Consider the following 14,771-nt stretch of genomic DNA (forward strand, 5'->3'; position numbering starts at 1 on the left):
TTTAGATGAATAAATTTCAGGAAATTAATATTGACTTTGGCAGTGTAGATATAGCTTCTCTCGATACAGATGATGAATTTCGTCAAGAAGCAAAAAGATTATTACCGAAAGCACTTGTCCAACTCGGTGAAATTGTTGGTGAAAAAACCTGGGAGGATTTACAGAAAACCCTCAAGAAACCTGGGGGTAAACCTAGCGCTTCTCAAAGTGAGAAACGTAAATTTATTCAAGAAACTGGAAGAACTTATCATAGAAATGCTAGCAGCCGAGAAAGGCAAGAATTAGAAGATTATATAGTAGAGCAACTGCGCGATCGCAAGCGCTTTGGTAGTTCTAAATAGTACAAAAATATTTCTTGCTTCCATGCATAGAAATAGCATGGTTGCGAACACTATATATTAGCGATTCGCTCCATGCTTTTGAGACTAAATCCGGTTCATAAACCTATGTATCACTAAAAACTTTTCGGACATCCTCTTAGAAAACCCTTAATTAGCTGCTGCTGCTAAAGGTGCGAATTTGGCATACCGTTGCAAGTAAAATTCTTTGGAATTTGCGATCGCTTTCACAGAATCCCGTTCTTTAAGAGCATGCTTCCATTGTCGCAAGCGAGTCAATTCAGATGGTATCTGAAAGCCTCGATATTCCTTAAGAGCAACCCAGCGTTCAAACCAGGGAAAATAAGTTAAATCAACAAGACTAATAGATTCACCAAACCAATAAGGTCCATCCTTTGACAGCTTTGCAAAGGCTTCATTTTCTATAAATTGCAAGTGATTGCGTAATTCTTCAGCAGCGGCTTGTTGCTGTTCGAGGTTAGGAGAACGCAGCAAACTCGAATAAGCAGGAACAAATCGAGTGTTGGCAAAATCAATCCAAATTCGTGCTTGTGCTCTTAGGATTGGTTCTTTTGGTAGCAGTGGTGGTTCTGGAAATGTTTCTTCCAAATATTCATTAATAATTGCTGATTCCCAAACTCGCTCGTTTCCATGTTTAATAGCAGGGACTTTTCCATAAGGAGAGACATCTGTAAAATCTGCGGGCTTGTTCTGCAAATCAATTTCAACTAGATTAAATTCAATGCCTTTTTCCAATAATGCAAGACGTGTACGGTGGGCAAAAGGACAAACAACTGCGCTGTAAATTGTAATGTCTGTCATGTCCGATATCCTCTCAAGAAACTATTCTTATGCGTGTCATTTCCAAACTATTTACCTTCAGAGAATGCAGCAATTTTTTCATTTCTTTATCTTGAGCCTTCACTTTTATCTACCTGAGTTTCAAGTGGGTGTTTTGATAAATCTTCTAATAACAGCACGTGCTGTTAATTATGACAAACAGCTAGGCAGAATAAAAAAATGAACTTGCAACGAGCAACAAAATGAATTGATGGATAGACACTCGACTTGCAAACTACGGTAAATTTAACAATTTACCGTAGTTTGCAATTAGTTTTGCATTATGACATAGTTCTTTTGAAGAAGCAAGCTGATATGGGTAAAAGAGGGATTGGGGACTGGCTATTGGGAACTCATACTGAATCGGCCTCTTGTACCCCCTTTAGGGAGCATCCCAAAGAGCGCTATTTGCCCTCAGAATAGAATTCTGGGGCTATACAAACAAAGCCTGCCTACGCAGGCTTTAAATAAGTCCGCCTGCGCGGACTTATATTGTATGGTCTCGATTTCCCATCGTTAGAGTAAAAGGAGTTGGAGAAACGAATTTGGTATTATTTTCTAGTTCTCAGTTTCCAATCCTCAGTATCTATTGTAAAAATGTAACAGATTGTTATTATCCTTGCCTGTAATGGGCTCATTCATCGAGTAATAAGCAAAACCCTGGGTATCCAGATTAAAGTTGAAGAGAATCGGCTGCTTGTACTAATTCAGTGTTGTTGAATCCAAACCCAGTGCTGCATAACTGCTTTTTAATTGATTCCAGAGAGCTTCAATTTGCTCGTAAGATTCTTCTGGAGAAAGCTTTCCAAGAGTTTGTAGGTTGGAGATATAACTGACTCTTGTTGCAAATTCTTGTAAGTTGGCGTTGAATAATAACGCTGAGGGATGAAACTGACCGCGATATGTTCGTTTCTGATACAGAAAATTATCCTTGTCTGCGTGTTCTAACATAACCCACCTCTTAAATAAACGATACTATTGAGAAAACTGAGCTTGCGAATTTGCTGTTTCATCTTTTGCCTCTTGAACACAGAGTTTTATTGCCCTACTTCCTTTTTATGTTATCTAAATGATAAAAGCAAATATTATTATTTCTGAATTTAATAAATAAAAGTGATTGAATGAATTCTATTGAAATTGTTGCTGCTATCCTAGGTTTAGTGAGCGTTTGGCTAACTGTTAAAGAAAATATCTGGTGCTGGCCTGCGGGTATAGTGATGGTGTTTTTATACATCTTTATTTTTTATGAAGCCCGTTTGTATTCAGATGCCATCTTGCAAGTTATTTATGTTTTTCTACAAATCTACGGCTGGTATGTGTGGTTGCATGGCGGTCAGGATCGTGGCGAACTTCGGGTCAGCCGCATCAAACAGGTACAGGCAATAATTTGGAGTGGAGTTGCGATCGCCGGTACGTTCTCTCTTGGTTTTGTCATGCATCGTTATACAAATGCTGCTTTACCTTATCCAGATGCAGCTATTACTGTGATGAGTCTGATTGCTCAGTGGTTGATGGCAAAGAAAATTTTGGAGTGCTGGCTGATTTGGATTGCAGTGGATATATTAGCAGTTGGCGTCTACGCAGCTAAGGAACTCTATCCAACAACAGGGCTTTATGCTGTGTTTCTCGTTTTGGCGGTACTGGGGTATTTGACATGGAAAAAGGCTTGCAAAAAACAGGTACTGGGATGATACTGGGTAAGTTTATGCCTCCTCATTTAGGACACCAGTATCTCGTTGATTTTGCCCGAAACTACGTTGACCGCCTGACAGTTCTTGTCTGTTCTATTCAATCTGAACCAATTCCCGGAGACCTTCGCTACTGTTGGATGCGAGAAATGTTTCCGAACGTGGAGGTCGTGCATGTAACTGATGAAAATCCCCAAGAACCAAAGGAGCATCCTAATTTTTGGCAAATCTGGTACGACACCATTCGCAACGTACTACCCACCGGACCGGATTATGTCTTTGCTTCAGAAGATTACGGCTGGAAACTGGCAGAAATTCTTGGGGCGACTTACATACCCGTAGACCATCCGCGCAGCACGGTCAATATCTCTGGAACTAAAGTTCGACAAGATCCGCTCCGTTATTGGAATTACATCCCACCCTGCGTTCGCCCGTATTTCGTTCGCCGCATCTGCATTTTTGGTCCCGAATCTACAGGTAAATCGACTTTAGCGCAAAACTTAGCTTCTCACTACAATACTGTTTGCGTCAGCGAGTATGCTCGTGGATTGCTTGATTTTAAGGGAGGCTGGTGCGATTTTGAGGATATTCCCAAAATTGCCAGAGGTCAAATGGCTTCAGAAGATGCTTTAGCCCGACAAGCAAATGGTCTTCTTGTTTGCGATACAGATTTGATAACTACAACTATTTGGAGTGATGTTTTGTTTGGGGAGTGTCCTCAGTGGATTCATGATGAGGCAAATCGGAGACAGTACGATCTCTATTTGTTGTTGGATGTTGATGTTCCTTGGGTTGACGATCGCCAAAGGTTTTTACCTCACCTTAGAGAAGAGTTTCGCGATCGCTGTATTCAAGCGTTAGAATCTAGGGGCAGGCGTTTTGTTGTCATTAGAGGGAGTTGGGAAGAACGCTTTGAATTAAGTGTTGCTGCTGTGGATGGGATATTAGCAGCTTGATACTGCCTATCCCACATGAAACTCAAAACTGTTAGTATGTTAAAGTTGCTGCTCAATTCCTTGCTGTAAATGATTTTACCACTTGATGAAGCGCTTTCTAGAGAAATAGCCCAAAGCATAAAAAGCAAGGCGAAGACTCCGTTTGATAATGCTTACAAAGCAGCCTTGGCGACTGAGGGAGCAACTTACGTCCAGGGTTTTCTGGCTTTTGCTGGCAGACCTTACAAACCTATCGAACACGCTTGGATTGAAGTGGGCGATCGCATTATTGACCCTACATTACCCTATCTCAAGCAAGATCCTCAAGGGCTTTTGTACTACCCAGCACAGCGAATCAGCGTCAAAAAATTGAAAGCGATTATAGAAGAATCGAAAGAAGATTATCCAGAAGACGATCCTTTACCCATCTATGGCGATCCCCCATACGACTATTATGGGGATGTGATGCTAGGTGGTAAAGATTACTTAGCGGCTTTTCAGGCGGCTGAGGCGAAGTGCAAAGAACTGAACCAGCGTAAAGCGGAGAGTAATTGAATTTTGCTCGAGCTGTAGTTGAAATGCACGGGCTACAGCCCTACTACAAACTTAGTATAATTTGTCCTAGTCAATGGTTGGGTTCCATTTGACAAGTTCTCCCAAGCCTTGCTTTGCAGCCCACATGGAAATTAAATTGATTTTTTTCTGATGCAGAACTTCATTCATCTTGCTTGCAAACTCGCGTCCGAGCAAATCCCACAGTTCTCCTAACTGGGGGACATTATCATAATACGGAGCGATGGAATCGCGAGATTTTTGAGTTATGTAGTAATACTGCTTTTGCTTGGCGCATTCTACTTCTACAGCCGTTTCAAAATCCAGTCGTGATTTGCGCGATTCTTGCAAAACTTTGGAATCGACAGGACAGATTTTTACGATTCCTTCTAAATAAGAAATAAAATCTTTGGCTTTAGCTCCGTTAAATTCACTCAGGACAAGATGAATTTTACCTATACCGATTTTTGTCATGTAGCATTCAATTACATGACTGTTGATTAAATACCAAATAATTTCCACTTCTTCAACAATAGGGCTGCGATTGAGTATCCACTCTAAAGCAACATCCGCATCAAGTAAAACCTGTAGCATCCCTCCCCCCTTCATAATTCATAATTCATAATTCATAATTTCTTCTAATTTTGTTTCTGTTCCAAATTCTTTCCGCCAATCTTCTAAGGATTCTTGGGAAGCACTGGGTTCTCCTTTGACAGTGGAAGGTTCTGTAAAATACTCATAAATTCCTTCATAAGTATTTTCTATACTATACAAACCGGGATTGACTTCTTTTACCTTCAATCTATGGTTTGGTAAGGGTTGAATTCCACTTGGATCGATCATGTTGTCTCCTACTTTAACGTTCCTGAGAGTATACTCGCTCCCACCATCATAGTTTGATAAATCTGAGTTAGCATATCTTGTGAATTGAGAACTTCCTGGATGTCTGTAACGGTATCAAGAGCCAGAATTCCGATGAGATCGTAACTATCAATAATTTTCTGATAATTGATAGGTTCTAATGGAAGAAAATTTTCCAAGTCTTCTTCTCTATTTTCTGTAATTGTTTTCCAATGGAATATCGGTACGGTTGCTATCGTTTTTCTATCTTTTGGAATTTTGTTGACTTGAGGTTTTGTCATGTTCCATACAGAAGGTTCTTGCTTTAAGTTGTTAGCATCGAGTAAAAAAAACTTTCGCTCTCTCCACGATTCTCCCCAAGCACCTTTGTTATCCACGTTTATTTGCCAATCTACATCTGGATCTTCATCCATATTGTATTGATATGCGATCGCAAATCTATTTTCCTCTTTTGGTAGTAGGATATACGAACGGCAATTCCTGAGATTTGTGGTTTCTTCTATTTCTCTCACAATTGTCTTGAGAGTCGGTTTAACCAAATAAGGCGGAGCGTGTAAAGCTTGCAACTGCTCGATAGTATTTGTTGCTTTTTGCCATTGAGGTAAATTTAACGCTAGAAAACTAGCTGTTGCACCATACCCTCTATAAAAAAGATTTTCTCTTAATTCTACATCGATAGAAAAATCAAGAGTTTTGATGTTAGCTGGTAAGGGAACGCGAACATGGTAAACTTTGTCTGTAACAGACCTCAGTAAATCGTCGCTTGAATTTATTATAGTCGATAATATGTCAGCGCAAAACTGACCAAATTCATATTTCTGCTGGGTCTGAAGGGATTTTGAATTTTCTTGATTGTATAAATCAAAGGCAATAACTGGCTTGGAATTTTTCCTTTGCTCCTCTTGAAAGAGAAAGACTGGCAAATTACTACTCAAACCTCCATCTACCAAAACGCGATCGTCGTCTGCGATTGGAGTAAAAACAAAGGGATAGCTCACAGATGCTCTAACAGCTTTGATTGCAGAATAATTTAAGGCTTCCTCCCCCGATCCTTGAGGATAGATAACCGCTTGGTGATTTTTCACATCTGAAGCTACTATTTTTAGAGGAAAACATCCCAGTTCTTTAAGATTTTGAAAAGTAATATCTGTTGCATTTTTGAGTTTTTCTTTCAAAGAAGATTCGCTATTCTCTACTTTTGGACTGTTTTGGATCTTTCTTAAAAGAAAATAATTTAGTTTGCTACCATTACAAAAACCAAAATTGTTTCTGAGTTCATTAATTAAATCTAAATTTCTCAATAAAACTAAATCCTTAGAAATACTTTTAGAAAGATTTTGTGGAAGTTCTTTAAAACGCTTTACTTTTATTTCCGCATCATCTAAAAAGTCATGAAAATTAATTTCCTCTACCATAATTTTTCTAATTTCTTCTGGGGAGTAGCCCACATTTGCCAGTAAAGCGACTATACTTCCCGCTGATGTTCCGCCGTAACCTATAAACTTTATACCCTGTTCTGCTGCTGCTTTTAAACATCCGACTAATGCAGCACCCCTGACTCCACCACCATCTAAAATAGCGTAAGCTTCCACAGACATGGAAAAATATCCTCTACACAGCTTTTCTCTCTATACTTAGGGCTTACACAACCTCAGGGTCATTAGGAAATTTCACGCGTTGCAGATCTCCCAACCCTCTTAAAAGGGCTATGGTAAGTCCTATATCTATTTTGACGCGTTACCGTTGCTGATATTTTTCTTATTTTGTAATATAGTTGTAGTATATAAATAACATTTCAAGATATTATAATATGCAACAACAAATCCTCGCTGCTTATGATAAAGAAGGTATTTTCGTTTATCAAGCTTTTAAACCCTCCATAGCTGACGAGGCTTTACTACAAGGTACTTTTGGTAAAGGCTTTAATTTAGATAGGATGACGTGGATTAAGCCATCTTTCGGTTGGATGTTGTATCGTTCTGGCTATGCAACCAAACACAGACAAGAACGAATTTTGAAGATAAAACTCAGCCATGAAGGTTTTCAGACAATTCTTGCTCAAGGAATACCTACAAGCTGCGATCGCAAAATCTTTGCATCTGAACAAGAGTGGAGACGCGCATTAGACAATTCAGAAGTACGATATCAATGGGACCCCGACCGGAATTTATTACTCCACCGACTCGAACGCCGTGCGCTACAGATAGGAATTCGTGGCACCATAGTACAGAAATACGTCAATAATTGGATTTTAGCACTAGAGGATGTGACCCAATTAGCTCATGATATAAAACTCGCTGTGGAAACAAAGCAGCAACAAATGCCAGCAGTTCCTCAAGAAGATCTCTATGAGGTGAATTTAGAGATTCAAAAAACTTTAGGTATTGGCTAATTGCTAATTGCTAATGGCTAATGGCTAATGGCTAATTGCTAATTGCTAATTGCTTTTTGACCATTAGCTATTAGCCCTTATTGAACGTGCGTCAAACCCAGTTCCTTTGTTAGCGGGTTGGTTAATTCCATCTCTAACAATCCTTCTTGTCGTGAAATGACTGGTATATAACCGAGTTCGCGTCGGGCTTTGGTATCGTTTACCGTTACTTCAGACCCTATTAAAGACAAAGCTGTTCGGGTGATGGGAGGTAAACCCTCAAGTTTTAATAAAGTCCACGCTTTCTCTAAAATCCACGCCCATGACCAAACTAACCACCGTGGTAGACTGTACGTCCCTGGTTCAACTCCTTGAGTCTGTAATAACTCTGTAAGAAAGCTGCGGAATTCGACAGGCGCACCATCAGTGATGAAATAAATTTCACCTCCCTTTCCTTTTTCTGACGCGAGAATCAAGCCTTCACACAAATTTTTGACATGACAGGTAGAAGTTAAATATCGACCTTCGGAAATCCAGGCAAATTCTTTATTGTGGATGGCTTTAATAAACCGCGCTAACAACGTGGTGTCTCCTTTTCCCCACACAAAACGCGGACGCACTACAACTGTTGTGAGTTCATCAGAGTTGGCTGCAATAACTTTGGTTTCTGCGATCGCTTTAGTCTGTGCATAAAAACCTAAGGGCTTTTCTGGAAGGCGTTGAGTTTCATCAGCATTTACAATCTCTTTTCCATCTATCAAGACCGCATCGGTACTTACGTATATAAGACGCGAGACACCTGTTTCTTTTGCAACGGCAATAATTTGTTCTGTTCCACGGACATTAACTTCTTGGAAATCCTCGAAAGCTCCCCAATCGTCTACCTTTGCAGCTACGTGAAAGACAACTGTACATCCTGTCATCCCGGACTTTAACACTTGCGGATCGTTGATGTCACCAAAGATTGGGATAGCCCCACAAGATTTAATCATCTCAATTTCAGCCTCCCATTTAACCAGCGATCGCACTTCAATTCCTCGTTGTACAAGAGCTGCTATCAAGTTGCGACCAACAAATCCCGATCCACCTGTAATAAAAACACGCATCTGTTTATCTCCTTACTTTGCGTAGGCTGATTTAGGTAAAAAAAGACATAGTTTAAACGCATGGAAGCGAAGCATGATTTCTAATTTTTAAAACACGCATAACGTTTCTAAATTTTTCACTAAGCCTTAAGGAAACTTGCAATGGTACTTAAAGCACTAGATGGGGGAAAAATTTTTATTTCTTTGTCTTCTTCACACTCTGATGTTTGAGCAGTACACCATCTCTCACACAACAGGAGATTGCCCCAATTTTATTACAATAATTCCCATCAAATACAGTATATATAATTTAATAAAAATTGACATCAAACTTTAGTCACAATACAAATTGAGACAAAAGTACTATAGCGAACTAAATTGTTTCACAAGAACAATTTAGCAGAACTCAATTGAAGTTTTGCAATCATCTAAAAAATCTGTTAGCAGTCCGTGTATGAGTAACAAACACCTCTTCTTGGTTCCTCAAATCTCAAATAAGATTGCTATATATCCCCCACTTCTTTACGAAGTGTTAGTTCGGAACCTTTTTAATAAATTTTTCGTAAATGGAAAAGAATATTAAATGAATCAATTGAGGTAGGCAATGCGAAACCTCTAGTTCATAATAAAGGAATAGTAAAAAAGAAAGTACTGCCCACATCTATTTGACTTTCAGCCCAAATTTTTCCATTATGTTGCTGTATAATACTGCGACAAATAGCTAAACCCAAACCAGTTCCACCATGCTTGCGGGAATCAGAAGCATCAACTTGCTGGAAACGTTCAAAAATACTTTCTATGTTATCAATGGGAATACCCCTACCTTGGTCTTGTACTTTAAATAAAACAACAGGAAAGGAACCATTTTTTTCCATAGTTTTTTCTGCTATCATTGTAACTACAGAACTTTTAGGAGAAAATTTAATAGCATTACTTAACAAATTTGTCAGGACTTGGATAATGCGATCGCTATCTACGACTACTTCAAGACATTGAGTAATAATTGATATTTTGATATCAGAATTATTTGCTGTAAACTGCATTGTTTCTGCTGCTTTGGTTAACAATTGATTGGTGTCAATTTTTTGCTTAGATAAAATAATTTTTCCAGACTGCAATCTTTCTAAATCCAGAATATCGTTAACCAATCTAACCAGACGCGCGGCATTTTCTGAGGTAATTTGAATTAAACGCTTACCTTTTTCCGATTCAGTCGGTACTAAACCAGTTGCTAACAAGTTTAAGCCTCCGTAAATTGAAGTCAGAGGAGTACGAAGTTCGTGACTGACAACAGAGATAAACTCATCTTTGATTTTGTCCAATGCATAACGTTGAGTTATGTCCTCACCAATACTCATAATACCTACGATTCTGCCTTTCGGATTTCTCAATACAGTATGATTCCAAGCAATGAGTCGTTCTTCTCCGGATTTTGTAAGAATATAGTTTTGAGCGTGAAGATATAACTCACACTGTAACATTTCTGCAAAGAAATCTTTTACACCCTGTTGTTGATGTTGGGGAATACAATTTTCAATCCAATCTTTTCCTAAAATTTCATCTTGTGTATAACCAGTTAACTTTAAAAAGAACGGATTGAGGTATTCTACTTTCCCCATACTGTCAAGCCCCGCAACCAATAACTGTACGTTTTCTAACAAGCTGCGCCAGCGACGTTCGGCTTCTCGAAGTTGAGCATCTATGTCTTGCTGGCGTTTTATGACGTCTTCTAAAATACCGATTAATCTGTGCAAATGTAAATTTGTTTTTGTTAATTCAGATGTTCGCTCAGCCACTTTCCTTTCTAATTCGGCTTTTGATTTTTGCAATGCGACTTCCGCTTCGTTACGAGCCATCTGTTCGCATAATACGAGATTGACGAGTTGTTCTGCGTTCTTCAATGTTAAAACTTTTTTAACTTGCTCGTCAGATATATCTAAAGGATCGCTCTCACCCATAATCATAGCTCTTAAAGTTTCTTTGAAAATTTGATTTTGATAGCGGAGGGTTATATTCTCAAGTTCAAGCTTTTGATTTTTTGTCACTACAATCACCTAAATCCTTAAATATTCTAAGCAGATAATTGCAGCATTTTACCAACCGCTCAAAATCAGTTATATAATATATGATAGTACTTGTGTTACTGATTTTTTGGCTGCAAAATGCCTTGATTTCATAACATAAGTTATCATACGCTTTCTTGAATGCTGGATTTCCAGTTGTAACTATTTTAGTTAAAGACAAGACGCAAGCAATCAAATTTAATAATCAATCTATTATTTTCACGAATTTTTGTATTACGTTTTTTTAACTTTTTGAAATATTCACAAATTCCTCACAATAGAGAGTTAATCTTTTATTTAAAGAGTTCTTTTGAACTATAAATTTTAAAAATTGCTAGGAATGAATTTTCCAATCTCTATTTTAGAGTTAAATAGGCATAGATAAGAAACAAAGGGAAAATATGACCAAACGAGTCTTAGTCATTGATGATGAAGATGGGGTAAGAAGTATTATTCAGATGTCTTTAGAGGTTATTGCTGGATGGGATGTGCTCAGTGCTACTTCAGGTCATGAGGGAATCACAATTGCAGAAGTTGAACGGCCTGATGCTATTCTGCTAGATGTGATGATGCCTGTTATGGATGGTCCCACAACTTTTAAGCAATTACAAGCAAGCACCACCACTTGTCAGATTCCAACTATTTTGCTAACAGCTAAAGCTCAGTCGAGAGAACAGAGCCAACTTCTCAACTTAGGCGTAGCTGGAATTATTACCAAGCCATTTAATCCTCAAGATTTAGTCAGTCAGATTTGCAATATTCTTAACTGGACTAAATGACGTAAAAAGTATGGAATCACGACCATTTTGTCAAGATATATTATTTAAAGCATTACGTATCTAAAACATAACTATCAATCAAAAAAATCCTTATTTCCTAACTTTCATTTCCAATATAGTCTGGTATCGTCAAAGGTAGTTGAACTGTAAAGGTTGTCCAGCCTTGGGAGTTTGTCACTTCAATTGAGCCTTGGAGAAATTTCACCAGTTTTTGCACTAACGTCAAACCCAATCCCGTAGAGCTATTTGGCTGAAGTTCGCTAGATGGAATTTGAGAGGACAAGCTAAAAATGTCAATAGGTTCTGTTGTCTGACTTTGAGGAATCCGATAAAACGGCTCAAAAATGCGATCGTGTTCTTCTTCTGGAATTTCCACTCCTGAATTGCTAATAATAATTTGTAAGTACGGACTTGAAGTGTTGGAATTATTAGCCAGTCGGGCTGTGACTGCAATTGTTTCCCCACCCGGAGTGTATTTGCAAGCATTATTCAGTAACTCCGAGACAACTCGAGTCAAGCTTGGTAGATCGGTAATCAGAGGTGGTAAATCTGTAGGAACCTCAACAGTTAAAGTTTTTTGTTGAGATAGAACTGACCTCTGAAAACTCTCAACACAATGGGGTAACCAATATTGAAGATGGACTGAAGTTAATTCATACCGATAAATATCAGCATCTAGGAGTCGAATAGTTAGCAAATCGTCCACCAAATCTAATTCCCGTTCGGACTCGTAACGCAAAATACTTAAGCAACTCTCTATAGATGTAGCTTCTGATTGTAAAATTCCTTGCCGATCCAACAGATTTTCTAATAAAGAGATAGTCGTTATTATGTTAGATAAAGGAGTTCGCATTTCATAAGAAGTTACTGTTAGGAATTCCTCTTTCAACTTGTTCAAGCGTTGAAGTTCTGTCATTTGGATTTGCAATTGTTGGGCGCGTTCCGCCGCTAAGTTTCGTTCTTCAGTTAACCTGCGTTGAGTGTCATCCCGAAAAACCATCACGGCTCCCGTAATTGCACCATTATTATCTTTAATTGGGGTAGCACTATCCGCTACAGGAGTTTTTGTACCATCTTTAGCAATCAGGAAAGCGCGATCGCTTAAATAAATAGTCGTTTCTTGTTGTAAAGCTAGAGCCATTGGGTTGGGTACTCTTAGCTGAGTCTGTTCGTTGAAAATCTGGAAGACTTCATCTAACATCTGCTCTTTAGCTGCATGGAATTGCCAGCCCGTAAGCATTTCTGCTATCTCATTCATGTACTTGACGCGCAGCTTGGTATCAACTACTATCACTCCATCTCCCATTCCCCGCAGCACGGAACTTAAAAATTGCTCTCGTTCATAACGGTTGAGCGCTGTTTGAATTGCTACATATAGCTCTTGTTCTCTCACGGGTTTGAGGATATAACCAAAGGGAAATGTCAGCGTTGCTCGTTCTACAGTACTTTTGTCAGAATGACCTGTCAGATAAATAACAGGAATTTGTAAATGGTTCCAAATTTGCTCTGCAGCTTGAATGCCGTCCATTTCTCCCCGCAATCGAATATCCATAAGAATCAAGTTTGGACGCAACTTGGTTGCTTTCTCAATGGCTTCTTCTCCTGAATCTACAGTATCAATAACCGTGTAACCTAAAGTTTCTAAACTTTCTTGCAAGTTGATTGCTAAAATATATTCATCTTCTACAATTAAAATTTTAATATTTTTAGGTTGATAAGCGTCTGGCAATACATTCATAATGATAAATTTTTACCTTTTGTTATAGTAATTTTAAATTCTGTTCCTTGCTGGGAGTTAATTTCAAAACTTCCCTTTAATTGCTTCACTAAACCTTGAATAAGATTTATTCCGAGTGTTTTTGTCTTTTTATTATCAAAATCTTCAGGTAAACCTACTCCAGTATCATGAACGATCAAGATCAAATCGCGATAGTTTTGATATAACTTCACTAAAATTTTCCCCGCTTGTTTGTTGGGAAAAGCATATTTTAAAGCATTAGAAACAAGTTCATTAACAATCAAACCACAAGGAATGGCGCTTTCTATATCCAAACCCACATCCTCTACTTGCAAAGATAATTTGACAAGATTGGAACTGGTGTTGTAAGACTCAAACAAGTGAGTCACTAAATCGGGAATGTATTGAGCAAAATTGATGTTTGCCAAATTTTCAGAGCGATAAAGTTTTTCATGGACCAAAGCAATAGAAGCAACGCGGTTTTGGCTATCGAGCAAAATTGATGTCACCTGGGGATCTTGGGTACGCCTGCACTGCATTTGCAACAAACTGCTGACAATGCCTAAATTGTTCTTGACGCGATGGTGTATTTCTTTGAGCAATACCTCCTTTTCTTTCAGAGATCTTTGAATTTTTTCCTCAGCTTGCTTGTACTCGCTTATGTCTTGTTGAACGGCAACAAGGACCATTCCATAATCGGGATGTTCAAAAACAGATGTAGTTGCACGACACCAGAACGGTGTACCATTTTTCTTAACATTGTGAACTTCATAGGTTGCTTCCCCATGTTGCACGACAGCAGCAACAATTGCTTGGGTAACTTCTTCAGCTAGTACGTTTTCATCTTCATAATTTACAATTGATACGTGCTGGTCTGTGAGTTCACCACTATCATAGCCAAACATCGTCTCAAATTTGGGGTTAGCGTAGACAATGATTCCATCCGTAGCTCGAACCAAGCAAATTCCCTCCGCCATGTTTCGGGTAATCACAGCTTGCAGTTCTAACATATGTTTGGCGTGGATGCGAGCGTTGATATCTACTAAAGATAAATTTTCAATCTCAGAATGCACTCCCATTGAGTATAAGGCTCGCAATACACTGCTTTGAGTAATAACGCCAACGAGTTCTTTGTTATCCATCACTGGTAAATAGCAAATATCATGCTGGTGAAATTTTTGCATGACAATAGAAATATGCTCTGCATCTGCCTTACTGATAGTAATGACAGGTTGAGTCATAGCTTCAGCCACAGTTATGTTCTCAAACAAAGCTCGATTGGCGCTCGCCCTTACCACATCTGTTTCTGTAAAAATGCCAACCAATTCCTGCTGGTGTAAAACAAGTGCATAGCTAGTTTGAGCGTGGTTCATTTGAGATATGACATCAACCACTGGCATATTTCCTGTAACTGTCACTAACGATCGTTGATAGTTTTCATCAAACAAACGCAGTTTAGAAATATCCATCTAAGTGATTCCTTTTTCAACAACAGGACCTGAAGTCAGAGTTTTACGCAAA

General features: G+C 38.7%; 15 protein-coding genes. 6 read left to right on the top strand and 9 right to left on the bottom strand.

Annotation, left to right across the window (positions count from 1 at the left end):
* Window positions 1-5: 5 nt before the first annotated feature.
* On the top strand, window positions 6-341 hold the full coding sequence (locus HC643_RS13865) for a hypothetical protein (RefSeq protein WP_038079140.1): 336 nt from the start codon (window positions 6-8) through the stop codon (window positions 339-341).
* Between the two features lie 147 nt (window positions 342-488).
* Here the strand turns inward: HC643_RS13865 and HC643_RS13870 are convergent, their stop codons facing one another.
* Together HC643_RS13870 and HC643_RS13875 are read right to left on the bottom strand one after the other, a co-directional pair.
* On the bottom strand, window positions 489-1,160 hold the full coding sequence (locus HC643_RS13870; RefSeq protein WP_038079137.1) for a glutathione S-transferase family protein: 672 nt from the start codon (window positions 1,158-1,160) through the stop codon (window positions 489-491).
* 720 nt (window positions 1,161-1,880) lie between these two features.
* Window positions 1,881-2,129, bottom strand: a complete 249-nt coding sequence (locus HC643_RS13875) for a DUF7219 family protein (protein WP_038079132.1) — start codon at window positions 2,127-2,129, stop codon at window positions 1,881-1,883.
* Window positions 2,130-2,299: 170 nt separating this feature from the next.
* Here HC643_RS13875 and pnuC point away from each other — a divergent pair, with 170 nt between their 5' ends.
* The 3 genes from pnuC (at window position 2,300) to HC643_RS13890 (ending at window position 4,356) form a co-directional block, all read left to right on the top strand.
* Window positions 2,300-2,869 (top strand): nicotinamide riboside transporter PnuC, encoded by a 570-nt coding sequence (pnuC, locus tag HC643_RS13880; RefSeq protein WP_038079129.1) that lies wholly within the window; start codon window positions 2,300-2,302, stop codon window positions 2,867-2,869.
* On the top strand, window positions 2,833-3,822 hold the full coding sequence (locus HC643_RS13885; protein WP_038079126.1) for an AAA family ATPase: 990 nt from the start codon (window positions 2,833-2,835) through the stop codon (window positions 3,820-3,822). Before pnuC ends, HC643_RS13885 begins: the two co-directional genes overlap by 37 nt.
* A 69-nt stretch (window positions 3,823-3,891) precedes the next feature.
* Window positions 3,892-4,356, top strand: a complete 465-nt coding sequence (locus HC643_RS13890; protein WP_038079124.1) for a hypothetical protein — start codon at window positions 3,892-3,894, stop codon at window positions 4,354-4,356.
* A 66-nt stretch (window positions 4,357-4,422) separates the two neighbouring features.
* Here the strand turns inward: HC643_RS13890 and HC643_RS13895 are convergent, their stop codons facing one another.
* From HC643_RS13895 to HC643_RS13905, 3 genes are read right to left on the bottom strand one after another with little or no spacing between them, the layout of a single operon-like run.
* Window positions 4,423-4,947, bottom strand: coding sequence for a PIN domain-containing protein (locus HC643_RS13895; protein ID WP_167844682.1), 525 nt, complete (start codon window positions 4,945-4,947; stop codon window positions 4,423-4,425).
* A gap of 18 nt (window positions 4,948-4,965) precedes the next feature.
* Window positions 4,966-5,196, bottom strand: a complete 231-nt coding sequence (locus HC643_RS13900; protein WP_038083555.1) for a hypothetical protein — start codon at window positions 5,194-5,196, stop codon at window positions 4,966-4,968.
* Window positions 5,197-5,204: 8 nt separating this feature from the next.
* Window positions 5,205-6,812: a patatin-like phospholipase family protein gene (locus tag HC643_RS13905; RefSeq protein WP_038083553.1), complete on the bottom strand. Its 1,608-nt coding sequence runs from the start codon at window positions 6,810-6,812 to the stop codon at window positions 5,205-5,207.
* A gap of 212 nt (window positions 6,813-7,024) precedes the next feature.
* Between HC643_RS13905 and HC643_RS13910 the strand changes: the two genes are divergently transcribed.
* Window positions 7,025-7,606: a DUF4291 domain-containing protein gene (locus HC643_RS13910; protein WP_038083551.1), complete on the top strand. Its 582-nt coding sequence runs from the start codon at window positions 7,025-7,027 to the stop codon at window positions 7,604-7,606.
* Between the two features lie 77 nt (window positions 7,607-7,683).
* Here HC643_RS13910 and HC643_RS13915 read toward each other — a convergent pair whose 3' ends face one another.
* Window positions 7,684-8,691: an NAD-dependent epimerase/dehydratase family protein gene (locus HC643_RS13915; protein ID WP_050045767.1), complete on the bottom strand. Its 1,008-nt coding sequence runs from the start codon at window positions 8,689-8,691 to the stop codon at window positions 7,684-7,686.
* A gap of 599 nt (window positions 8,692-9,290) precedes the next feature.
* Window positions 9,291-10,715, bottom strand: coding sequence for a PAS domain-containing sensor histidine kinase (locus HC643_RS13920; protein ID WP_237265879.1), 1,425 nt, complete (start codon window positions 10,713-10,715; stop codon window positions 9,291-9,293).
* Between the two features lie 419 nt (window positions 10,716-11,134).
* Between HC643_RS13920 and HC643_RS13925 the strand changes: the two genes are divergently transcribed.
* Entirely contained in the window at window positions 11,135-11,512 is a 378-nt protein-coding gene (locus tag HC643_RS13925; RefSeq protein ID WP_038083545.1) for a response regulator, read from the top strand.
* A 97-nt stretch (window positions 11,513-11,609) separates the two neighbouring features.
* On the opposite strand, the gene HC643_RS13930 is transcribed toward HC643_RS13925, so the two are convergent.
* Both HC643_RS13930 and HC643_RS13935 read right to left on the bottom strand, forming a co-directional pair.
* Window positions 11,610-13,250, bottom strand: coding sequence for a hybrid sensor histidine kinase/response regulator (locus tag HC643_RS13930; RefSeq protein ID WP_050045768.1), 1,641 nt, complete (start codon window positions 13,248-13,250; stop codon window positions 11,610-11,612).
* Window positions 13,247-14,719, bottom strand: coding sequence for a histidine kinase dimerization/phosphoacceptor domain -containing protein (locus tag HC643_RS13935; protein WP_050045769.1), 1,473 nt, complete (start codon window positions 14,717-14,719; stop codon window positions 13,247-13,249). The genes HC643_RS13930 and HC643_RS13935 overlap by 4 nt, the downstream gene beginning before the upstream one ends.
* Window positions 14,720-14,771: the final 52 nt, after the last annotated feature.

The sequence above is a fragment of the Tolypothrix bouteillei VB521301 genome, from assembly GCF_000760695.4.
GTDB classification, from domain to species: Bacteria; Cyanobacteriota; Cyanobacteriia; order Cyanobacteriales; family Nostocaceae; genus Scytonema; species Scytonema bouteillei_A.